General features: G+C 51.3%; 17 protein-coding genes. 5 read left to right on the top strand and 12 right to left on the bottom strand.

The window, feature by feature from the left end; all coding sequences use genetic code 11:
- Positions 1–6: 6 nt before the first annotated feature.
- The 7 genes from METBU_RS0120730 to METBU_RS0120690 all read right to left on the bottom strand — a co-directional run bounded on the left by METBU_RS0120730 (position 7) and on the right by METBU_RS0120690 (position 7,387).
- Positions 7–1,005, bottom strand: a complete 999-nt coding sequence (locus METBU_RS0120730) for a CobW family GTP-binding protein (RefSeq protein WP_017842443.1) — start codon at positions 1,003–1,005, stop codon at positions 7–9.
- Positions 1,002–1,448, bottom strand: a complete 447-nt coding sequence (hisI, locus tag METBU_RS0120725) for a phosphoribosyl-AMP cyclohydrolase (protein WP_017842442.1) — start codon at positions 1,446–1,448, stop codon at positions 1,002–1,004. Before hisI ends, METBU_RS0120730 begins: the two co-directional genes overlap by 4 nt.
- Positions 1,445–1,684: a hypothetical protein gene (locus METBU_RS0120720; RefSeq protein WP_014147318.1), complete on the bottom strand. Its 240-nt coding sequence runs from the start codon at positions 1,682–1,684 to the stop codon at positions 1,445–1,447. Before METBU_RS0120720 ends, hisI begins: the two co-directional genes overlap by 4 nt.
- A 184-nt stretch (positions 1,685–1,868) precedes the next feature.
- On the bottom strand, positions 1,869–2,537 hold the full coding sequence (locus tag METBU_RS0120715) for a DUF1826 domain-containing protein (RefSeq protein ID WP_017842441.1): 669 nt from the start codon (positions 2,535–2,537) through the stop codon (positions 1,869–1,871).
- A 12-nt stretch (positions 2,538–2,549) separates the two neighbouring features.
- Positions 2,550–3,791, bottom strand: coding sequence for a zinc metallochaperone GTPase ZigA (gene zigA, locus METBU_RS0120710; protein ID WP_017842440.1), 1,242 nt, complete (start codon positions 3,789–3,791; stop codon positions 2,550–2,552).
- A gap of 106 nt (positions 3,792–3,897) precedes the next feature.
- On the bottom strand, positions 3,898–4,503 hold the full coding sequence (locus tag METBU_RS24870) for a S1 family peptidase (RefSeq protein WP_017842439.1): 606 nt from the start codon (positions 4,501–4,503) through the stop codon (positions 3,898–3,900).
- A gap of 790 nt (positions 4,504–5,293) precedes the next feature.
- Positions 5,294–7,387 (bottom strand): TonB-dependent receptor, encoded by a 2,094-nt coding sequence (locus METBU_RS0120690; protein WP_017842436.1) that lies wholly within the window; start codon positions 7,385–7,387, stop codon positions 5,294–5,296.
- A 267-nt stretch (positions 7,388–7,654) separates the two neighbouring features.
- On the opposite strand from METBU_RS0120690, the gene METBU_RS0120685 reads away from it, so the two are divergent.
- The 4 genes from METBU_RS0120685 to mltF are packed head-to-tail and all read left to right on the top strand — an operon-like array spanning position 7,655 to position 15,050.
- Positions 7,655–8,056, top strand: a complete 402-nt coding sequence (locus METBU_RS0120685; protein ID WP_017842435.1) for a hypothetical protein — start codon at positions 7,655–7,657, stop codon at positions 8,054–8,056.
- A gap of 44 nt (positions 8,057–8,100) precedes the next feature.
- Entirely contained in the window at positions 8,101–9,924 is a 1,824-nt protein-coding gene (locus METBU_RS0120680; RefSeq protein ID WP_138767203.1) for an autotransporter assembly complex protein TamA, read from the top strand.
- On the top strand, positions 9,921–13,664 hold the full coding sequence (locus METBU_RS0120675) for a translocation/assembly module TamB domain-containing protein (RefSeq protein WP_017842433.1): 3,744 nt from the start codon (positions 9,921–9,923) through the stop codon (positions 13,662–13,664). Before METBU_RS0120680 ends, METBU_RS0120675 begins: the two co-directional genes overlap by 4 nt.
- A gap of 21 nt (positions 13,665–13,685) precedes the next feature.
- The gene (mltF, locus tag METBU_RS24865) at positions 13,686–15,050 is read left to right on the top strand and encodes a membrane-bound lytic murein transglycosylase MltF (protein ID WP_017842432.1); all 1,365 of its coding nucleotides are present in this window, start codon (positions 13,686–13,688) and stop codon (positions 15,048–15,050) included.
- A 220-nt stretch (positions 15,051–15,270) separates the two neighbouring features.
- Here mltF and METBU_RS0120665 read toward each other — a convergent pair whose 3' ends face one another.
- The 5 genes from METBU_RS0120665 to METBU_RS0120650 form a co-directional block, all read right to left on the bottom strand.
- The gene (locus METBU_RS0120665) at positions 15,271–16,596 is read right to left on the bottom strand and encodes an IS110 family RNA-guided transposase (protein WP_017840197.1); all 1,326 of its coding nucleotides are present in this window, start codon (positions 16,594–16,596) and stop codon (positions 15,271–15,273) included.
- A gap of 410 nt (positions 16,597–17,006) precedes the next feature.
- A complete protein-coding gene (locus tag METBU_RS0120660; RefSeq protein WP_138767204.1) occupies positions 17,007–17,885 on the bottom strand; it encodes an FAD:protein FMN transferase in 879 nt (292 codons plus the stop codon).
- Between the two features lie 143 nt (positions 17,886–18,028).
- Positions 18,029–20,719, bottom strand: coding sequence for a DUF3570 domain-containing protein (locus METBU_RS0120655; protein ID WP_040575916.1), 2,691 nt, complete (start codon positions 20,717–20,719; stop codon positions 18,029–18,031).
- On the bottom strand, positions 20,706–20,930 hold the full coding sequence (locus tag METBU_RS26865; protein ID WP_083877869.1) for a DUF4266 domain-containing protein: 225 nt from the start codon (positions 20,928–20,930) through the stop codon (positions 20,706–20,708). Before METBU_RS26865 ends, METBU_RS0120655 begins: the two co-directional genes overlap by 14 nt.
- Positions 20,931–21,211: 281 nt before the next feature.
- Positions 21,212–21,715 carry a TlpA family protein disulfide reductase gene (locus METBU_RS0120650; RefSeq protein WP_017842429.1) on the bottom strand — a complete coding sequence of 168 codons (504 nt, stop codon included), beginning with the start codon at positions 21,713–21,715 and terminating at the stop codon, positions 21,212–21,214.
- Between the two features lie 1,388 nt (positions 21,716–23,103).
- Here METBU_RS0120650 and METBU_RS0120640 point away from each other — a divergent pair.
- Complete coding sequence (locus tag METBU_RS0120640) at positions 23,104–23,853, top strand: hypothetical protein (protein WP_017842427.1); 750 nt, start codon at positions 23,104–23,106, stop codon at positions 23,851–23,853.
- Positions 23,854–23,926: the final 73 nt, after the last annotated feature.

Raw genomic sequence — 23,926 nt, 5'->3', positions numbered from 1 at the left:
ACGGAGTTACGCTACGGCAGGAACCCGGCATTCGTCCATCGCGTCGATAAAGGCCTGCTTCGGCAAATCGCGCCCGATGAATACCATCACGCTTTCACTTTTTTCATCCGCCGACCAAGGTTTACCGAAATCGGTATTCATCATCATGTGCACGCCTTGATAGATGATCCGGTTTTCCTGGCCTTCGATCTGCAGGATGCCTTTGTAGCGCAACAAATCTTCGCCGTAGACTCGCACCATGACATCAAAAAAAGCCATGATCCGGGCCGCATCGAAAGCGCGGTCGCTACGATAAACGAAAGACGAAATGTCATCGTCGTGTTTGTGAGTGACGTCTTCGAGAAAATCCGGCTCGATCTCCAGAATCGCCTGCAAATTAAACCCCCGGATGTCGAGTACTTCGCCTATGTCGCAAGAACCGAAATGGACATGCCGAATAGGCGCCCGCGAATTCATCGCCCGCAAACGGTTTTCGAGATTTTCGACCTCTTCAGCGCTTACTAAATCAGTTTTGGATAATAACAAACGATCGGCGAAACCCACTTGCTCTTGCGCCTCGTGATGATCGTCAAGCTGGTTTGAGGCGTGCTTTGCGTCAACCACGGTCACGATCGCATCAAGCGTGTAAAAGTCGGCAATATTCCGGTCGGCGAAAAAGGTTTGCGCGACCGGTGCCGGATCGGCCAATCCGGTCGTTTCGATGATCACGCGATCGAATTCGGCCCCACCGGCCGTGCGTTTGTCGGCCAATTCGCCGAGTATGCGCACCAAATCCCCGCGCACGGTACAACAAATACAGCCGTTGTTCATTTCGACGATCTGCTCTTCGCCTTGAATCAGCAAGTCGTTATCGACCCCCTCCTCTCCGAACTCGTTCTCGATCACGGCAATCCGGTGACCGTGATCCTCCGATAAGATGCGGTTCAGCAATGTCGTTTTCCCGGCTCCGAGAAAACCGGTTAAAATGGTCACAGGTACGGGATTGAATGCGTTCGCTTCGTTCATGATTCGGCTCCATGGGACTGTTTGTATAATTGATCGGGCGCTATAAGCGGCGCGCTGACGACTTCAACACGATCACCGCTCACCCTATTGTAAAAACAACTGCGCCGCCCAGTGTGACAGGCAGGCCCTTGTTGGTCGACTTTCAGCAGCAAAGTGTCTCCGTCGCAATCCAAATAAAATTCTTTCAGCATTTGGATTTGCCCCGAGCTTTCGCCTTTGCGCCACAATTTCGCACGCGACCGGGACCAATAACAGACGTGCCCGTGCTGCAAGGTTTCGAGTATCGCATCCCGATTCATCCAGGCCATCATCAAGACTTCACCGGTATCGTATTGTTGCGCGATCGCCGGCACCAGGCCTTGTTCATTGAACGGCAGACCGGTTAACACGTCGGCCCACGGAAGCGCCTCACCTACATCACGATTTTCGTTTTGCTCGATCATGAATGCAGCATTTTCTTTGTCGATTCTTGTTGCGCCTGCCTGAACCAACCCAATACGGCTTTTCGGTGCTCTATGCCGTAAAGTTGCTCGAAGCGCCGGGTTTCTTCGCATCCGGCATTGCTCAATATGGCAATCCGCTCGCCGACAAACGGCTCAGTCAGTGCAATATTGCAATCGACGGTGATGCAATGGCGCCATTCTTGGTAGGTAGACGGTATACCGTTAAGAACGAGCATGATATAACTTCGACAACTGGTGGAAGGGGGGGCGGTGGCTCGATTGAAAGGTGTCGGCGGCAGGGATAGCCGCCGTCAAGCCTACATGGAGGTATTCACGGCGTCCTTTCAAGCGAGTCAATGAACCGCCGCAAAGCCTATTACTTGTATAAGTCATTGTGTGCATATTCCTCAGTAAAGTTCATTAGGCAAAATCCAATGTCAATAACAGCCGTCGCGGGCAATCTTCGCTCGGATTCGGCGAACGGTGCACCGCGCCGTGCTGTTCGTTCCCGGCCCAATTGCTGCCTTTCAGCAGACCGACCGAAAATGCGGGCATTCGATGAATCGAGGATTCGTCCAAAATTACGCCGGCTTGCCTATCGTTTAAGCCATGCGTATTGATACCCAATTTGGCGCGGTCGACCGCTCGGTCTTCGAGCCATTCGGTACCGATGCCACCGTAAGTCGAGACCATGCGGCACGGCACATGATCGACATGGAATTTCGGGCACATCGGCCGGTCGAGGGTTCGCAAACGCAAGCCGACGCGCTCGAGCTCGAATAAATCGCAAAACAGCGTCGTCAGCATCGCCGCGTCGCGATAAAATTCAAGATAGCCGTCGATAGTCGATGCATGAGGAATCAAGCCGCTAAAATCGAAATCGGCGATCGAAAGATTATGAATCTCGCTGATTTCTTGAGGGCTTGCGAGCAATGAATCGATGAACGACTCGATACGCGGATCGATGCTTCGCTCGATCACGCATAGGTTGACTTCATCCTGATAGATTCTGCTTAAATCGGCCAAATCGTCGGACTGAACCGCTTCCGAATAAGGCGCGCGAAATAGAGGTTGGGCTAAGGCGGACATGATTTACCTCGTTCAATACATGACTTCTTCGACTTCCGTTGCAGCCGTTTCCAGCCAAGGCGGAAAATCGTCTTGATAGTGTTGCCAAGCTTCGGCTCCCGCCGCGAGCTCTTCATCGGTCAATAAACAGGCATCGAGCTCGCGCCGAGTTTGTTCGGCATCGACATTCTGTCCGATGAACACCAATTCCTGGCGACAATCGCCGAACGGCGGCTGCCACTGCGCTTCGATATCGGCTTTATAGGCTTCGGGCCATTCGCTTTTCGGCACTGAAGCCCACCAGCGGCCTGCGCAACCGTGCTGCATGATGCCGCCGGCTTGCGACCAGGTACCGACCCATTCGGGCCGCGACGCGAGCCAAAAAAAGCCTTTCGAGCGCAATAATGTCCCGTTATTCCAATCGCCGTAGTGCAGATAGTCATAGAAACGCCCCGGATGAAACGGACGGCGGGCATGATAAACAAAACTGGCGATGCCGTATTCTTCGGTTTCGGGCGTATGCGCCCCGCGCATCTCTTGGAGCCAACCGGGTGCCTGCGACGCTTTGTCAAAATCAAATCTCCCGGTATTCAAAATTTTGGCGAGCGGAGCTTGTCCCATGATCATCGGGATAATTTCCGCATCGGGATTCAAATGCGTCAGTATTCCGGTCAAATTGGCCAGTTCGTCGCGGCTGATCAGATCGACCTTGGAAATCAGAATGACATTGCTGAACTCGATTTGATCGACCAAGAGATCGGCGATATTACGTTCGTCGTCCTCGCCCAATTCGGCTTCGACTTCCTTCAAGGATTGGGCTTCCATGTAATCACGCATGAAATTGACCGCATCGACGACGGTCACCAAGGTGTCGAGCCGCGCGACATCGGATAGACTGCGACCTTCTTCGTCACGAAACGTGAAGGTTTCGGCAATCGGCATCGGTTCGGCAATACCGGTCGATTCGATCAACAAATAATCGAAACGGCCTTCGCGAGCCATTTGTCCGACTTCAATGAGCAAATCCTCGCGCAGCGTACAGCAGATACAGCCGTTGCTCATTTCAACCAGTTTTTCCTCGGAACGGTTGAGTTCGATCTCGTTCTTGACCGTCGCGGCATCGATATTGACTTCGCTCATGTCGTTGACGATCACGGCGATCTTGAGATTGTCCCGATTGGTCAAAATGTGATTGAGCAGAGTGGTTTTACCGGCCCCTAAAAACCCGGACAAAACCGTTACTGGCAACTTGGATGGTGCGTCTTCGATAAACATTGGGAAGGTCTTTGTATTGAATTAATTGTTACAATATAACATATCTTTAAGATATCGCAATTTCAGTGTCGCTATAACAAGTCGGAAACCAAATCGATACCTTATCTCAATATTTGGTTTCAGGCTTGAAAGAGCCGCTCTCCCAAAAGCTGAGTCCTTTGAAAGCATGGACCGCGACAAAAGGCGCTTGCGCCGCTTTGAGCAACCAGTCGGCGGGAATCACATAATAATGGAAATCGTTGCCGTCCTTTCCGATAAAGGTCATCAAACCGACCAATTCGCCCGCTTCGTTAAAAATACCGCCGCCGCTGGCTCCTTGCATGAAACCGGCATCGATTTCGAGCACATGACCGGCACGATAGGGATGAAAGGCAACGATCGAGGCCGGCCTGGAGCGCATCCCTAAGGCGAAAGGATAGCCATACATGTAAACCGGCGTTCCAACCGCGAAGTCTGCGGATAAAGCCAGCTTCGCAGCAGGTAAAGGAATGGAATCGGTTTCGAGAATACAAGCATCCAATTCCGTCAGGGCGGCCTGTTTCAACACCGGATAAGCATGGCCCGATTTAAATAAGACGATTTGCTCCGCATTTCGCGTGACATGACAATTGGTCGCAACCTTGCCCGGCGCTATAATGACGCCGGATCCCATATAAGTTTTTCCGGCTGCATCTCGGGCGATCACTTTGACGACGCTGAGCGAAAGTTGCATGTCGGGCTCTATGGCACAAGCCTGGGACGAGCAAAAAAGCCCGATTGAAAACCAAAATAATCCGACACTTCGAATCCGGCTCATTTTTCCACCCGGCTAGCGTAAACGAATAGAACTCGGTCAACTGTTTCGACCTATCCTGGATTTTTTACCGCAAGAATGCTTAATGTCAATTAGATAAGGTTATTTCTGGTTCCCACGGTCCTCCGCTCATCGTTGTACATAAGTCAAAAATTACCGTTTTGCAATCTTAGCCAATAAGGCCAGAAATTCCCAATTTGGAGATCAAAAAGGGTGTGGGGTATGCTTGGCGAGGATGTCGGCAGCAGGGAGCTGCCGCCAAGCCCCCATGGATGGGTTTACGGCGTTCCTCGGCAGGCATACCCCACACCCTAAAATCGGCGAAACTGCTCAAACTGGGAATTGCTGCAATAAGGCCTCGATACCATTTTTTGTCGCCCAACGTTCCCGACTTCGAAATCGCGATCTGGGGATCGCTCCCACAGAGCATCCGGCCCCTTGTGGGAGCAACGCCTTCGTCGCGATTTCGAAGTCACTGATGTTCAATATCCGCAGATTTATCAAACAGCACCGTTTCCAGTTATACGATGACCTCTGTTTAGCAAGTTTACCGATATTTGTGCATAACGATGAGTGGTCCTCCTTGGGAATCCATGCTTTGGCTGCCGAAAAAGAATCGGTATGCATTCCCACGCTGGAACGATGGGAAAGCAGAAAAAGTGCGCAGTTTGTTTAGAACCATAATTCGAAGCAAATACGGCTTTACCGTCTAAAATGCGACGCGAATACCCAACTCCACGGCACGTCCGGCTTCAGGTGCGATATTGCGCAAATAAGACACCGAATTACGGATATCCTGATTCAGAAGGTTACTGGCTTTGACGAATAGCAAAACATCGGTTTCGTCTCCGGCAGCCACTCGGTAATTGGCTGTACTGTTCAACAACCAATAACTGGGCGTCTCCGTTTCGTTGTAACCCGGGTTTTCCTGTCTTTCGGCGCGCGTAATGCGCACATTCGCGGCCCAAGCCGTATGCTCCCACGAAAGCTGCATGCCGTAACGTAAAGGCGGCATTCGGGGAATATCGCTACCGTCGGTAAATTGTCCTCGCACGTAATCGCCGAAAAACTGACTGTCCAAATGTCCGTAACGCGTTTCCAGCAACGGAAAGGTCACTTGCGCTTCGAAACCTTTCAAAATCGCATCGCGCTGTTGCGCCCGGAAAACCGGCAAACACTCGTGATCATGATCGCATTCATCCTCGATTTCGCCATGATCTTCGTCGAAAAACTCGCCGGTTCTGATTTGCGCGATGTAATTGTTGACCCAGTTATGATAAAGATTGAAGTCGGCATGAACCCAGTCGCGCTCGAAATGCAGCCCCAATTCCAGATTATTCGCAGCCTCGACCGTAAGGCCTGCATTCCCGATATCGTAACTGTTGGTCGCCAAATGCGGGCCGTTGGAAAACAATTCCTGTACGTCCGGCGCGCGCTGAGCATGTGTAAACGACAACCGAACCGAGTCTTGATCGGTAAAATGCCAGAGCGCCGACGCCGAACCGCTGACCGGCGTATGCGTACTTTGATTTTGGCCGTCCGGATCGATGAATTGTTGCTCGACGCGTGCGCCGAATTCATAGGTCATCGGCCCTACATGAATGTCCTGAACCGTAAAAAATCCGAACGAATCGATATCGGAACGCGGCACGACCGCTTCATCGCCCTTTGCTTCGAATTCGCTATTTTTGGTTTGCACGCCGACCACGCCGTGATCGAACAGTAACCAAGGTTTTTGAATCAACTCAAGGCGGCTATCGAATCCGGTGTTGGTATAGACCGTGCCTTTTTCGCCGTTTTCCAATTCGGTATGCTGGTAATCGTTATAACCCAGCCGAATCCGCAAACTGTCGGCAAACCACACAGGGTCCTTGATCTCGCTTTTCATATCGTAACGGGTTTGTTTGAGATCGATACGCACGCGTTCGGGCATAGCATCTTCGTCTCCCTCGTCCTCATGATGCGCATGAGCACCCAGCGGCACCCCATAATTATTGTCGAGATGGTTGATGGAAAAGCCGATAAACCCGGGATCGCCGACAAAGGAAAAGCCTACGGTACCGGAACGAGCTCGCGTGTTCGAATTCAACAAACGCCCCCGATTATTAAAAGAATCTTCATCTTCATGGTCTTCATGGCTTTCGGCCTCGGCGGATTCGTCGACTGCCCAACCGGGTATCTGCATATCGATGCTTTCCCGGAACATGCCGTCCAGATGCCACGCAAAGAAATCCTTGCCGCCTTCCAATTTGAAAGCCGTGGTCTTGCCTTCGTTGACGAAGTTATAACGCTGCTCGGCCGCGCCCTCGATCATTTTATCCGGAACACGATCCGGAATGCGGTTGTCGATTACGTTAACCACGCCGCCGATCGCGCCGCCGCCGTAAAGTAGCGTAGCCGGGCCTTTCAATACCTCGATACGTTCGGCCCAAAAGCCCTCGGTGCTGTTCGCGTGATCAGGGCTTATCGAAGCCGCATCGAGACTGCCCAAGCCGTTTTGCAGAACTTGCGCTCGCGATCCGGTTTGACCCCGAATGACCGGCTGACCGACACCGGGACCGAAGGATTGACTATGAATGCCCGGCTCATTCTTCAAGGTATCACCGATCGTGCTGCCCGCTTTCAAACGCAATTCTTCGCCGCTCAAAATAGTCACGGGCAAAGCGGTATCGGAAGCCGATTGCGGCAAGGGTGAGCTGACGACGATTTTATCCAACATAATGGATTTCGAAGCTTTGTTTACATCGGAGGCATGAGCCACCGAAGCGAAGGGAGCTAACAATAATGTGAGTGATTTGCGCATGAGTTCAGACTGATCGGCAATTTATCGCGACAATTTCGTAATTTTCTCTGCAAAGCAGCAAAGAGATCCATAAAAAAAACAATAAGATACGTTATAGTGTAACGATCATCAAGTAGATTTTTATTTTGCCATCTGAGCTCAAACTCAAAATCGCTTTCGAAGGATTTCATCTCCTCCCCATTCGAATAAATCACCCTCCTGAAACCCGCCAATTCCTTAATTACGTTATAATAACGGCTCGTTTTTTCCAATTAATAAGGTCTTGTCATGTCTAAAACCAAATTATCGATCCTATTGCCGGTACTTTCGGTATTCGCTACCCAATTGACCGGTTGCAACACTCCCGCACCGAGCAAAGGCGATCTGATGATTAAACAAGGCGGCCCATTCATCGAAGCCGGCATTAAATGGAATGAAGGCAACCGCCTAGTCAAGGACGGCAATAAAAGAATTGCCGAAGGCCGCGATACAATTAACGAAGGCAAGAAAATAATTGCCCAGGGCGAACTTCAGGTCAAAGATGGCCAAAATATGATCGAACAAGGCAAAAAACTACTCGAAGAAGGCGAAAGGCTTTACCAAACCGGTCGACCGCAAGAAAGCGCTTATCCGTCTTACCCGGCGCCCCAACCTGCCGAGTCGATCGAAGTCTTTCCGTTGTCAGATTAATAAATCCCTGACAGCATGGGCCGAAACTTTTGGCCTTCACTGTTATGATAAGCATCTTCAAGTGCCGAAAAAGTCTCTGTCTCCCGGCATTGTTGCTTGTTTCTTGCAACGGCATCGCCGCTACGACACCTGAAAGCGAAAGCGGTTTTCAAGCCATGCTGCGCCGTCTGCTGCCGTTCGACGTCTTCGAACCCGATACGCCGGACATCGTCATTTCAGGCGTCAGCAGCGGGCAAAAAGCCAATGTGCGCGCCTTCTTGAGCCTATCGAAAGAAGCTTGTGACGCTCCACAATGGCGGATCAATCGCTTGTTCGCGCAGGCCGACACCGAAATCGACAAAGCGATGCGGGCGCTAGGCTACTATCACACCCGCGTCGAAAAAAACCTCGGCTTCAATGAAGACTGCTGGCAGGCCGAATTCAAAATCACCCGAGGCCCGCCGGTGCGCATCGAAGAACTCGCCATAAGCGTCTCGGGGGAAGCGGAATTTGATACGGCTTATAACCAATTGCTCGCAGGGAACCCCATCAAAACTGGTAACATTCTGCACCATGGACGCTACGAATCGTTCAAAAGCAGTTTTCAATCGCTCGCCCAGGAACGCGGCTATTTCGATGCCCGCTTTCTGGAAAGCGCGATCAGAGTCGATACCGAACGCAACAGCGCCAAAATCGTTCTCGACTTCGCTTCCGGACAGCGTTACTTCTTCGGTGAAGTCAAGATCGATCAGGACATCCTGAATCCGGACTTCGTCCAACGCTTTATCCCATTTGAAGAAGACGAGCCTTATTCGAGCCGAAAACTGGCCGACACCTACAACAATCTAACTGCGGGCGGCTATTTCAGAACCATAGAAATCCGACCTCGTATCGACGACGCGATCGATTTAAAAGTGCCGGTCGACATCGCGCTCTATCCTCAAAAGAAACACAGCTACGAAGTCGGCGTCGGTTACGACACGAATTTCGGCCCGCTGTTCAGCTTAGGTTATACCAACCGGCGGCTAAATAGGCGCGGACATACTTTCAACGCGGCCTTGGACCTGTCGCCGGTGCTGTCGACCGCGGAAAGCCGTTACAACATTCCGCTGCAACAACCGACCAGCGACTTTTTCAGTTTCGGCGCGGGATTCAAGCATGAAGAACCGGATACATTCACTTCGAATATGTTCAAACTATCGGCACAGCGTCAACGCATAGCCCCGAGCGGCTGGCAACAAATCGGCTTTCTGGATCTCGTTTACGAATCGTTCCGATCTGCCGATGTCGATGTCGATAGCAGCGCCTTGCTATTGATACCCGGCGTTCGCCTGCAATACACGCGCAGCAACTCGCCGATCCGACCCACCGAAGGTTACCATTTGAATTTTTCCCTGGCCGGCGCGCACGAATCGGTCGTGTCGACGCTGAGTTTCGTACAAGCCGGCGCTGGAGCGCGCTTGATTACTGGCGTGCCGTGGTCCGGGCGCTTCATCATGCGCGGCGACGTCGGCGCGAGCCTGGTCAGCAACTTCGACGATTTACCGACGACTTACCGTTATTACGCCGGTGGCACGCAATCGATACGAGGGTATGAATACAAGGAACTCGGCCCGACCAATGCGGCCGGACATGTGATCGGCGGCAAGATGCTATCCGTGTTGAGCCTCGAATACGAACAATTCATCGGCGATCAATGGGGTGTCGCGGCTTTTGTCGACGGCGGTAACGCGCATAACGATTTCGGCGATATCGACGTAAAAATCGGCGCGGGACTCGGCGTTCGCTGGATATCGCCGGTTGGACCGATACGGATCGATTTCGCGGTGCCGTTTCATGAATCAGGCTCGTCGTTTCAGGTGCATTTCTCGGCAGGGCCACAGTTGTGAACGCAAAGGCTATTTTCAAAGCGCTCGTGCTGACGCTGAGCGGAACGCTCTTGAGCCTGCCGATCGCACTGCTGGCGATACTCGGCAGCGAACCGGGCAGCCGTTGGCTGATACAAACTGTGATCAGCGCCGCCGAACTCGATGCCGAAGTAGAGCGCATCGACGGTACGCTGCTTAGCGAACTGACCCTGAACAAACTCGTCTATCTTAGCGAAACCGAACGAGTTACGCTGGACACCTTCATTTTCGCCTGGAGGCCCTCGGCATTGTTGAGCGGCACGCTGCATATCGACAGGCTTGCAGCGAACGGCTTATCGGTCGAGATAACAGACGAAGCGCCCGAGTCCGACGATGACGAGCCTTTTTCGATGCCGAACATTCCTTTGGCTATCCTAATCGATGATATCGACTTGCAAGCGACGCGTTTCCGAAGCGGCGAGCAAGACATTGCGATCGACCGCTTTCGCCTGCGCGCCGCCTTGATCGATAATACGTTGCGCCTGACCGGCCTCGCGCTGGAAATGCCGGAGGCAACCGTTTACGGGCGCGCGGAAATCGAACTTCAACCGCATTTTCCGTTATCGGCGCAATTGGCCTGGCAATTGAAACTACCGGAAACGCCGGCGATTGACGGTGAAATGACGGTGCTGGGCACGCTAAAGGAACTCATGCTGACGGGCCATGCCGAAGGCCCTTTTCAGTTTTATCATGAAGCCCGGCTCAATTTGGCCGAAAGTGTGCCGGTTTTTTCGGTCTCCGGCCGCTGGCAACGGTTGCAATGGCCGCTGGACGGCGAAGCCGATATTGTGAGCCCGGAGGGTGAGTTCACGATCGACGGCAACTCGGACGATTACCGTATCGATCTGGCCGCACAACTGTCGGCCGAGCAGGAATCGTTTGCGTTGCAATTGGCCGGCTATGCCGATAGCGATTCGTTGACGCTCGAACGGTTGGAACTGGCGCCGAAGCAAGGCCGCCTTACGTTGGCGGGCCGTGTGATATGGGCCGACGAACCGATCAGCGTAAATTTGACCGGCGACTGGAAAAAACTTCAATGGCCGCTGTCCGGCCCTCCCCAGGTCGAAACCGACCAAGGCCGTTTCGATTTGAGCGGAACCTTGGACGATTACCGAATCGATCTGACCGCCAAGCTGGCAATGGAACAATTGCCGCCGTTCGACGTGCTTTTCAATGGACAAGGCAGTACCGAAGCGATCGATATACATCAACTGTCTCTACGTCCGAAACAAGGACGGCTGGATCTGAAAGGCAAAGTTTCGTGGCGCGACGCGATAGATTTCGCGCTGGACCTGAATGCCCAACAGCTCGATCCGGGCGACTTTACGCCCGACATCAGCGGCTCATTGAATCTTCAAGCCGCTGCATCAGGACGCTTTGCCGAAGAACAATTGACCGCCACGCTCACTATCGAAAAACTGCACGGCACGCTTTTCGATAGCCCGATTCAAGGTCATGGCAAACTGGCTTTCGCCGAGCAACGCCTTACCATAGACCAACTGCTGCTGCAATCGTCCGAGAATCGCCTTACGGCCGACGGCATTCTGGCCGAAACCCGCTCCAATCTCGATTTTTCGATCGATGCACCCAATCTCGCGGCCGTTTGGCCGGGACTTTCCGGCTCGATCAAAGGCAGCGGCACCGTACGAGGCAACTACCTGGACCCTGCCGTCAAAGCTCAATTGAATGCCAACAAACTAAGTTACCAAGATTTCAGTATCGGCCTGTTGACGCTGAATCTCGACTATGCCGAAGCCTTGGGCCAACGTTCGCAACTCGACCTGGTTTTGCAAGGCGTAGAGTTGGACGGGCAAGCGATCGATGAATTAACGCTGCAAGGCTCGGGATCGTTAAACGATCACCGGTTCGACGCGAAATTGAGTTCCGAAATCGTCAAGCTCGATACCGTACTCAACGGCAGTTTACGAAATCAACGCTGGCTTGCGACGCTGGAACGTCTTGACATCGACCAAGCGCAAATAAAGCAATGGCGACTCGACCGACCTTGGCCGATTCGGCTGGATTTCGCCGGCGACGATATCGGTGTCAACCTGCCGCAAAATTGCTTCGTTCAGACCGGTGCGGCGATCTGCCTGAGCGCCGACGGCTCAATCGAGCGCCGCCTGAACGCCACTGCCGAATTGCGCAATATCGACTTGGCCATGGTTAAACCGTGGTTGCCCGAAAACTTGAGCCTCGACGGTGCGCTCAATGCCAACGCCAATTTCCTGAAACGAGGCGAACGCCTGACGGCCGATGCCGACGCCACGGTCGTAAATGCATCGCTACAACTTTCCCGAGACGGCGAGAAACCCCTTATTTTTGCTTTGTCCGAAACTCGGCTGAAAGCGCAATACGGTGATGAGCGGCTCGATGCCGAGTTGAGAATCGGATTGACCGGCCGGGACTTTATCAGTGCGCAAGTCAAAACCGCACCGCTCGCCGCAACAAACGCACAGTCTTTGACAGGCAACTTGCAAGCATCGATTGCCGACTTAAGCCTGATAGATCAGTTAGTGCAGGATATCGAAAATCTCAAAGGCCGGATCACGGCCGATCTGACCCTCGCCGGCGACACCGAACGACCGGCACTCAGCGGCCTGCTGCAACTCAGCAATGCCGAACTCGATGTGCCTGAAATCGGCATTCATCCGCACAACATCAACCTCAGATTATCGGGGCAGCCGGGACAGCCCGAACAGTTGACCTTGTCCGGACGCATCGATTCCGGCAAAGGATCGCTGTATCTCGACGGCACCTTCGATCTGAATCCGGAAGCCGGTTTTCCTGCTGAACTGACGATCACCGGCAGCGAATTCGAAATAGCTCGCTTACCCGAAGCGGAAATTAGCGTATCGCCGCGCTTGACGGTTAAACAAAGTGAGGCATCTGTTCAGGTCACCGGCGATGTCACCGTCGACAGCGCCGAATTGAAGCTAGTCGAACTACCGGAAACCGCGATTGCACCCAGCGCCGATGAAATCATCATCGGTCGGGAAATCGTCGAGGAAGTAGAGACTGCCTTGAACGTACAAACCGATATCGGCATCTTGTTGAGCGAACAGGTGCGTTTCTCCGGCTACGGCATGGATACCCGGCTGACCGGCAACCTCCGTTATACTTCCTCGCCCGGCACGCAACGCATGCAAGGCCGAGTTGCGATGCAAGATGCGAGATACAAGGCTTACGGACAGGATTTGACGATAACCAGAGGCGAATTTTTATTCAACGGGCCGGTGGACAACCCTTGGCTAAACATCGAAGCAACGCGTAAAGCCATCGGCGAAGATGTAACCGCAATATTGACCGTGACCGGGCCGGTCAAATCGCCGCAAACCAAAGTATCGAGCCGGCCGCCGATGCCGGAATCCGATGCGCTGGCCTATCTGCTGACCGGCCGTTCCTTGCAACGTACCGGCGAATCGCAAGCCAACATGCTAGCCAAGGCCGCAATCAACTACGGCGCAGGCGAACTTTCATGGCTCAGCAACCAGCTAGGCTTCGATCAGTTCGAGGTCGAGGAAGCCCAGCGTCTCGAAGACACCGCAGTGCGACTCGGCAAATACATTAATCCCGATTTATATCTGGGTTTTTCGTTAGGCCTGTTTTCCAATACCTATGCCGTCATTTTGGAACAAAAATTGAGTCAACATTTTAGTCTACAGACCCGAGCCGGCGAATCGCAAAGGCTTGACTTGAAATACCGCCTGGAAAAGGACTGATCACTACTTGAAGGTACCGTTATGAGAAGGTTAAATGCTTTGTTCATCCCGCTATTCGTCCAACTGCCGGTTCACGATGCCGACCTGAACCGCAAGCCGGTCAGCGTCTGGGAAGACATCCGCGAAAAAGGCAAGCTGATCGTTTTGACCCGCCACGCGCCGACGACGTATTACCATGGCGACGACGCCACGCAACAAGGCTTTGAATACGAATTGACACAGCAATTAGCACAATCGCTGAATATCGACGTCGAATACAAGGTCTACGACAATACCGCCGCGATCATGGCGGCGCTGGCGGCCGGCGAAGGCCATATCGCCGCGGCCGGATTGACCCGAAGCGAACTCAGCCCGAAACACTTCCAGTACGGGCCGAGTTACAAAACGGTCGAACAGCAGGTCGTCTGCAACAAACGCAGCAAACTGCCGAAAACCAACGAAGACTTGCTGAATCATTCGCTACTGGTCATTGCCGACAGCCGTAGCGATGAAAAACTGTCCGAAATCCAACAACACTACCCCGAACTGTCATGGCAAAGCACCTCGACGCTATCGACCGAGCAAGTTCTCGAACAAGTCAGCAACGGCGCGGTCGATTGCACGGTCGTCGAATCGAACATCGTTGCAGTCAACCGCCTGCATTATCCAAATCTAATCAACGCCTACACGCTGTCCGAGGAAAAGCTCGCCTGGGCATTGCCGCACAATTCCTCGAGCCTCAGGGTATACATCGAAGACTGGCTCGCACGCATACAAAGCGACTCGACGCTAAAAGCACTCAACGAACGCTATTACGGCTACGCCGAGCTCTTCGACTACCATGACGCGGCGGTTTTTTTCCAACGCGTCAAAAAACGTCTGCCCAAATACAAATCCTATTTCAAACAAGTCGCGGCCGACTACAACATTCCGTGGACGCTACTGGCAACCCAGGCTTACGGCGAATCGGAATGGAATCCCGACGCGGAAAGTCCGACCGGCGTACGCGGCTTGATGATGTTGACCAACACCACCGCCAAATCGCTGGGCGTCAATGACCGGCTCAATCCCAGGCAAAGTATCCGCGGCGGCGCGAAATACATGCAACAATTGCTGAAAAGAATTCCTCAGGAAGTCGCCGAAGAAGACCGCATCTGGTTCGCGATGGCTGCCTACAACATCGGTATCGCACACTTGCTGGACGCGCGCGAACTGGCTAGAAAAATGGGCAAAAACCCGAATGTCTGGGCCGATATCAAACAAGTGCTACCGCTGCTATCAGAAAGGCGCCATTTCAAAAACCTGAAATACGGTTATGCAGCAGGCAAGGATTCGGTTAAATACATAGACCGCATCCGGCTATATCACGACCTCCTCCGTAAAACGGAAACACCGGAGTCGGTTTAACCTAAAAAGAGCAGTTGGCATGTGATGTAGACCGTTCGTGCTGAGTAAAGTCGAAGCATGAAGGGTCTACAACACGTTCACCGGCCTGGTGAAGCCTCAAACTACCGTTCACCCTTTGACATGGCTCTCCTGAGCGTAACCGAAGGGCTCTCAAGAAACAGCTAATTTAGTTATTCTTAATCAATAGGTTACAGGATAAATAAAATCATTAAATAGGCCTTCAAACAGCTTGAGGCACGAGGTCAAATCCGAGTGTTTTCGCCTTTAGTTGAAGATACTTAAGGGTACGGTCATGGAATTTCGCTTCATATTCAGCTTGTGATTGCTGAACATACTCGGTGCCCTTCGTTAACATGGCATAGATTAATCGGGCTAATTTATGCGCTGTGGCGGTGATAGCTTTTCCTTTACCCAAGCGAGCCGCCGTTTTTCGGTAATAGGCGCCTAATCCGCATTGGCTGCGATGCAATCCTTGCGCCGCTAACTTAAGCGCACGCGCCACCCGGTTAGGTATCCGTTTGCTAGCGCCTGAAAGACGTTTGCCGCCTGAGATTCGGGTCCCTGGGCATAATCCCAGCCAGGAACAAAAATGCTTGGCCGTTTTAAACTTGGATAGGTCCGTACCTAACTCCACCAAAACTTTAAGTGCCGTGCAAACATCAATACCACCAATCTGGGTTAAATCAACGCCTGCCCATTCCCTCAAAGCCTCCTGCACATCAAAGCCGGGCGCATTCTTGCCGCCTCGCTTGGTTTTGCCTTTGGCCGTTTGCACGTCTTGACGACGTAATGGAGCAATGAGGGTCTCCAACTTCGCGTCTGCCTCAGCGATTAAGGCTCGATAGGTGTCATAAAGCGATAAGGCTTGCGACAAGCAAAATAAATGCTCTGCTTTCCATGTTCCTTCCAAGCTCTTGGCTATTTCAACTTCACTTGCCTTGATGCGGTAATTTCGATGTTTGGCCAGTTCGATAGGATTTCGCTCCCCGGCGACAATGGCTCGTATGATGTTCAGTCCAGTTTGTCCAGTGATATCCGTGATGACATTGGTTAATTGCAGGTTCATCTGTGTCAGCGCTTTTTGCATGCGTTGTACGCAACGCGCTTGGTCTTGCAGCAACGTGTCGCGCTGGCGCGAGACGGCACGTAACGCGCAAACATCCGCAGGCGGGCGAAATGCCGAACTGAGCAAACCAAAACTCATCAATTGCTGGAGCCACTGACAATCCAGGACATCGGATTTACGGCCCGAGACATTTTTAACGCTACGCGCATTGACCAACATCACCTGAATGCCATGTGCTTCCAAAACCTCGAACACCGGAATCCAATAGACGCCTGTTGATTCAAGCGCGGCTATCGTAATGCCGCAGTCCAGCAACCACAAGGCTAGCGCATTGAGATCTTCGGTATAACAACCAAATTCCCGCACCGACTCTGTCGCGCGATCCGCCGGAACCGCCACAAAGTGGCTGCGGCTACCAATATCAATACCGGCCGCATTGGGATACTGAATATTCAATACTTTGCTGACGCGCATAGCCATGGGCATAAACTCCTGATGAAAGTTCATAAATAGCCTTGCCAGCTGGGGACATCGTCTTGCTCATTCTCTCAAGCGGGATGCAAAAGCTCACCAAAGTCGCCGACGTCACCAAACCACACTCAGACAACGGGCAATTAGCACCAGTGCTTATTCGGTCTTTGCTGGTAAGGTCCATATATAATACACTTTCAACGGTAGCCTTCCCCTGTTTCTTGCTAACGCCATGCGACCGAAGGGCGCTTACTTTGCTCAGGGCGAACGGTAGTTTGAGGCTCTCAACTGCTCTTTTTAGGTTTAAGATTTCGTGATTATACTTTTCGCACTTCAAATTTTGGCCGTACCCGCGGAGGCGCCGAAGCGTTCGATCCCTCACCTCACCTAACGCTAGGTAAGAGGCCAGCATAGAGTATCTACATGGACGAATTTTCCATAAGCGGGCCGCCTGCATTGCCGTTGACATCGACCCAAAGATAGGGCAACCCCAAAGTCTCTAGCCAGGCAGGGCCTTGCTCTTCTTTAAGCATCGCAATGGTCGAAGCACTACCCGAAACCACGCAAAAGTCGCCGACGACACTAACCGAAGCCAAAAAACGCACCGGCCACCCTGTTTTAGGATTGAGAACATGGCCATAGCGCACGCCGCCGATTTCTAAACAACGCTCGTAATCGCCGCTGCTCGCCAAGGCCCCGCTAACCAAACCCAATGATTGCATGACCTCGCCTTTACGCCGCGGATGCGCGATGCCGATTTGCCAAGGCGAACCGTCCGGCCGGGGTCCGACGATTTTAATATCGCCGCCAAGATTGATCAGACCATGCTCGATGCCGGCTTGCAAGCATAACCCGGCGGCGCGATCTACTGCATACTCTTTGACGATTCCGCCGAAATCAAGCTCCATACCGAACACAGAAAAACTTAATTTCGGCTGTTGCCAGCCGATCTTATGCCAACCGATTTTCTCCAATAGCGCTCGAATTTGCCCTTCATCCGGCAAGATATTCCGGTCGAAACGCCAAGCCTTGCGCAAGATACCGGAACTGATATCAAACAAGCCGTCACTTTGTTCGTAGCAGGTTTGTGCATAATTCAACAAGCCGGCCGTTTCGTCATCGACACTTATCGACCCCGCCCGAGCGGCGGTACGGTTTATTTCGGATAAGAAACTATCCGATCGGTAACGCGAATATAAACGCTCCAAACGCTGCACATCGGCGATAACGATATTCGCTGCTTGTTGGGCGGACTGCCGCGAGCGAGCAAACAACTGTATCTCGCAGGGCGTACCCATGGCTTTAAAGTTGAATCGAAAATAGTTTAGGGATGGCTTTTTCAAATCGAAGTTCAGTGGGCGTGGCAATAGAGACAGGACTTGATTGTCGTATACCCATCGCAGATCAAAATTCGGCCCCATTTTGATCTACGAGGGTAGAATTAAAACATATAACTCCACGATGCAAACAGAGAGCCCTTACGCTCTAATTGGAAGCCGTTGACATCTTCATGGACAGGCTGCAGCCATTCGACGCTTAAATGATTACCGGAAAACTCACCGCCCGGCACTACGACATTCAAACCGAAACCGACATCCCAAAATCGGCCGCCATAGTTTCGCGGGTCATCCAATGTGGACCCTGTCGGATTGACGTTATTGCAAGGCTCGGAAGCATTAGAATAGTTTACCGAGCAATTACCCGCTATCGGATTGAATCGACCGCTGATCGACCCTTCGGTCGTATAAACACCACGCACGGAACCGGACAGCCAATTGAAAATACTATAGCTACCCCAAGCGGTAGCTTGAAACATATTACCCAGCGCATACCCGGATGAGTTTTGATTCTGCATACGGACAGTTCCGCTTGCTTGCGCGCCCCACGATAACTTGTCGTACTGGCCAAGATAAGTCAGACTCGGTAAAAAATCCCAGGTCCCGCTACCGAGTTGCATTTGGTAATGAATAAAACCGCCGTCTTGCGTATGTTGACGATTGAGCTTCATGTCGGTATCGCCCGTCGGAGCGCTAAATCCAATCCCTAAATTCACATGGTGACCGCGATGCTTAAACAGCTTAAACATGCCGAACATCAAGGTATCGCCAATCCCCCCGGTCTCATGTCCGCCATGCAAGTGGTCGGCTCCTACGTTAACCGGCGGATTGATACCGGTCAATGGCCGTTGATTCATACCCATATCCATAAACATCGGCATCACCATGATATTAAACCAATCGGTCGGCGCATACATCAGATCGATCATATGCATATGCATGTCATGAAAGGTCGGCACCGTTCGATAACCGTTGGCGACCATTGACGTATCGCTAGCTTTACCGGTTCGATTCAGCATATTTCCGGTTTCCCGAAAATACTGATACACATACCCCACCATGAAGTCGCCTTCCTGATTAAGCATGTGCCCTCCGGTACACATCAAGCCGGCCGGCATGAGCGGTTCGTGCTCGGTCATATTATGGTGATGATGGCTATGATCATCGGTCAAACTGCGTCCCAAATCGGAAAAATTAACATTGAGTTCGGCATTTGCAACGAGAAAGTTAAAATCGGCATAAGCCGGCTCGCCTCCACCGCCGATTTTCCAATCGCCGCGATGCATGTAATATTCCACGGAAGCATCGAGTCTGACACCCTTAGTGAATTGCTTACTGACCGTCACACCGCCACTCAGCGCGCCAAAGCCTGAAAGCCTGTGATCGCTGGAAAAGGTTTGTGTCGGCAGCTTGCTGTTATCGCTGGAATCCCTTGCGTTGCCAGGGTCATCAGACGGACCGGCTATCAAGAAAGGCGTATAGAAATCGGCTTCGCTTTGGGAATAGTAACGCACCCGAGGCGTGACCGACCAGCCCAAGCCCAACGGCTGCACCCAATCGGCATCGAAGGTATGCGCATTGATACCCCAATCGTCGAAATAAAACCGGTAATCGAAATGCAACGCGGCATCGAGCGGATTGATATATTGCACCCAGCCTGTATCGAAACTCCATTGATTGCGCAATTCCGGCCGCTGCTCCAAAAAGGCCTTCGATTGACCCACATATCGTACATCGGCGGGGCAATCCAAGCCGAAATCGCATTGTCCCGAAACATTAGAGTCGATAAAAATCGCCGTGACGGCTTTATAAGGGTTGCTCAAATAACCGGTACTGCGGGTGTAGCTAGCACCGAATTTAGCCAACGCGCTTTTGGTTACAATTTGCGTCAAGCCTAAATTGACCGTCCAATCCTCGCGTTTACCGCGCAGCACATTTTGACCGAACGGAACGGCTTCGAGCTTTGCGTATCGGGGCTGTAACCCAGGCAACGCGCCATCATACGCGCTGGTATTGATATAATTTTGCGCGTCATGGTTAAGCAGAGCCGACGTCGAGCTGTTCGCATAGCTCAAGCCTCCGCTGACCGTGGTCGTTTTTTGATTGAAATCGAGCGTCATGCCCAAATTGGCAAAGCGCGACTCATAATCGTTTTCGATGGACAATCCTCCGCCTGCGCTGACTGTAGCCTCATCCCATTCATAAGTCAGGTTGAAACTGCCTTCCTTGCGAACTTCCGGAGAGGCAACCGACATCGTATGAACATTTCTTTCATCGACTCCGAGACTTCGCACTTGAAATGAATTCATATCCAGCTTCGTGCGAATCGGTCTTAACTGCGAGTCAAAAAAGACTCTACCCGCAGCCGAGCCACCCGTATTTAAAAACGGCGAAGCCCCCGCCATCGTCGCGCCGGAACCAAATGCGACATTGCCTTGACGAGTTGCCGGTGCGGTACTCACCGGCGTGGCGCCGGACCAGGTGTCTTGCACATACTTGAAAGCGAATTTGATACGGTCGGCCAATCTGACATTCGCGGTCGTTTGCAGACTATCGACAGTTATCGGTTTGAATTGGCTTCTATTGAGAACAACTTCACCATCTAAATTGGTCACTTCACCCAAATCGCGTCGACTCTCTTCATAACGGCCGTACTGAAAAGTAAACTCATTGTCTTGCGCCGCCGCCGGAGCCAGTCCAGGCAAAATCAATGCCGCGGCCGTCAATGCTTGTAAACTGGTTCGCGCCGGCTTGCCATCGTCCTTGACAGATTTGGATTCGTCAATAACAGCCACAACCGCCTCCAGTTGCAGAACTACCCGCTCCTGCCGCTTCGCGGCTACCATAATTGTGTCCACGCAAATCGTTTAGCAACGGATGGCGATCCAATGCCATTTGCGGCTTGGCCAGAGTGCCTCGCTCCCACGGCTCGACCGTCGCACAGCCCTGCAATGCGAAACCCCATATGAAAAAATACCAAGGTATTAATTTAGTCAATACATTCATGATTTAGTGTTCTTATTATTTTTTATACCCATCGCACTCAAGCTCCGGCATTGACCTACAGAGGTACCGGGCCTTTGCTGCACTGCCATTAAGTTAAGGATTTTTCCGTTCGCCCTGAGCCTGTCGAAGGGTGAATGGAAAAATCCTGGGTCGATAAGTTAAGCCGTCCATGGTTCGACAGGCTCACCACGAACGGCTTAACTTAATGGCAGTGGGCCTTTGCTGAGGACCCCGGTGCCAAATCTTGATCTACGGAGGATATATGCTCCAATCCTAAGCGCTTATTCCATCAAAACCTGTTCGACTGCCTTTCTAAAGTCCAAAGCCTCACCGGAGCGAAATCCAAGATGCACTTTTCTAACGATACCGTTCCGGTCGATTAGATAAGAAGACGGCATAGCTTTGACAGCATACTGTTGAGCACACTGCTGATTAACGTCGACGACGACTGAAAATTGCGCAGGATTTCGCGCCAAAAAATCCTCGGCATCTTGCAAATTCTCGTCGAGATTGACAGCAATCACCTCAAGGCCTTGATCCTTGAGTTCGCGTTGCATTTGCGACATAAAAGGAAACGATTGCCGACAAGGAACACACCAAGAAGCCCAAAAATCGAGATATACGACTTTTCCTTCGAGCTCTTGCCAGGAAACTGCCGGATTGTCTGGCATTGCCGCCAATTGACATTGCGGGGCCGGTTGGCCAGTTAAGTCGGCATTAGCGGGATTAAAAAAAACCAGCGAAGCAAAACCGGCTACCAATGCTATCAATTTTGTACGGGACATTTTTTATTCGTTAGTTAAGGGAACAATTTTTCAGTTTTGTGTATTACCTTTCGCACTTCAAATTTTGAAATGTGCGTATGGATTTCGTCCATTTTTGAGTCAATACCAAACAATAAAAGTATGCAATAACAGGACCATTTTACCCCTCCACATTTGTCATATGTTTGTCATATTTAAACCCTACACTGAATTCGGCTTGATTAGCCGCCATTATTATATTGAAGATGTCACCCTTCATCACCGAAAACCGGCAGTCTGATCGCCATGGATGGCGTGTAGCAGGGCAAGCAACTAGAAAAACGCTTCTGCATTTTCTGCATTCATTACATCTACGTAACTCAGCAATTGCCGAGGAGAAAAAAATCGTCAAGCGCCATGGATGGCGTGAGTGCAGATTTTGCAGGAGTAAAAATCTGCACCGCTACCGATATCCTCATCTTCGCAGCACGAGCAATCTTTAAAAAATGCGGGATATCACGCACAACATGAGTTAAATAACACAGTTTAATTGAAATCCCACTCTCCGGGCAGCATCGAAAAAACAATGTAAGCCTGCGAGAACCTCAAGCGCCACGCGACCTTACCGATACGTCAAGACAACAAAACCCAAATCAACCGAACAACTTCCTCCTTAAACCCGCCACCTTCCTCCGACCGATTCAAAAGATATCGGATAAACCTAACAGATAATCGCAAATATTCGTCAATCTAGCCCAACATCAACGCACCATGAAAACTAACAGCATGATTTTCTTGCTTTATCTCTAATTAACAATAATCGTTTATACCTTTCGCACTTCAAATTTCGGCGATGCTTAAAGAGGCGCCGGGGTGATCGGTAAAGACTATGCCAGCATGGATGCTGGCATAGAGCCTACATAGACGTATTCACGGCGTCCTTTGACGATCACCCCGGTGCCGAATTTTGATCCACGATGGGTATAACGATCAACATGGAGGCTTGGCACGAGTCGGCGTCGTTCGGTTACAACCGAATTACCTTGATCCTATAAAAAGCATTTTTTGCACGAACACACACGAAAACCACAATAATATTCAATTAGTTATACTTTTCAAATTACCGGCTAAATGTATGATTCAAAGATTTATATAGCCCCATGATTACTTTCGCGACCTTCATAAACTGACTGCCGAATTTAAGTTGATAGCCTAATACCCGATAAATGCGTTTTATTTTTATGCTATATAACACAGTTTAATTAAAAAGCATGCACCCTCTCAATAAAAACTGAGCCTATCAGTAGGATATTAAATCATTATTTATTTTTGGCATGCTTATTGCCGATACCCCAATTCAAACTCATCTTTCTCGCCGAGAAAGCTGAAATGAAAATAACAACTGCCAATTAATTAACCAGAGGAACGTAATGACAAACATCACCATAAAAAAAACCCTCTTTGCCGGGCTAAGCTTAGCGCTTTGCGGATTGGGCTCAAACGCCTACGCTCACACCGGAATTCAAAACCAGATCAACGGCACGGGAACTACCTATAACAATATTGTCATCGGCCACACCTGCGCACTCAACGGAAGACCTTTACCTGTCACCGCACAAAGCGTGGTATTTCCCACGGTCAATCCTTATTTTACCGTTGGTATAAGTCCAGTAACCGACCTCAAACTGGAAGATTTTACGAACAGATCGACCTTGGCCGGATGGCCGCAGCTGATTCAAGATAACAACATTTTCAGACGTCAAAGCGAAAAAACCGACGCCCAGGGTAACGTCATCGGTTTCGAGGGCATCAATGGCAGACTCGACCCTACCTTACATGGCTTAGTGCCATTTCGCACAGCCGGCATTAGCTTCAAAGAGGACACCACAAACATAGTCGGGGCAGCCTGCATTCAACGACTGCAAATAAAAATCGCGATTGCCGATATTTGCAGAAACAAATTTCCTCCCGTCGAAGGCACAGCAAACACATGGATACCGAATACCACTTCTAAATTCACTACTGAAATGAACCGTGCCACTTCAGTTCCTCGTAGCGGCGCGCCGGCGACATTAACGATCAACAACCCCAATTGCGCGGAAGGCGAAACCGTGGTGATGTGGCCATCCGATCAAGACGTCGACGCCAATTTGCCTATCCAAAGAAGATGGGGCCGATAACCAGTAACATCCGCATAAGCCGGCCCTACCTTTAGTTACTGTTAGCGAAATAGCCGCAAAGCCACAAACACCC

The organism is Methylotuvimicrobium buryatense 5G, from assembly GCF_000341735.1.
Lineage (GTDB): Bacteria > Pseudomonadota > Gammaproteobacteria > Methylococcales > Methylomonadaceae > Methylotuvimicrobium > Methylotuvimicrobium buryatense.
Note: the sequence above shows the minus strand (reverse complement) of the source record. Positions and strands in the feature narration are given on the sequence as shown.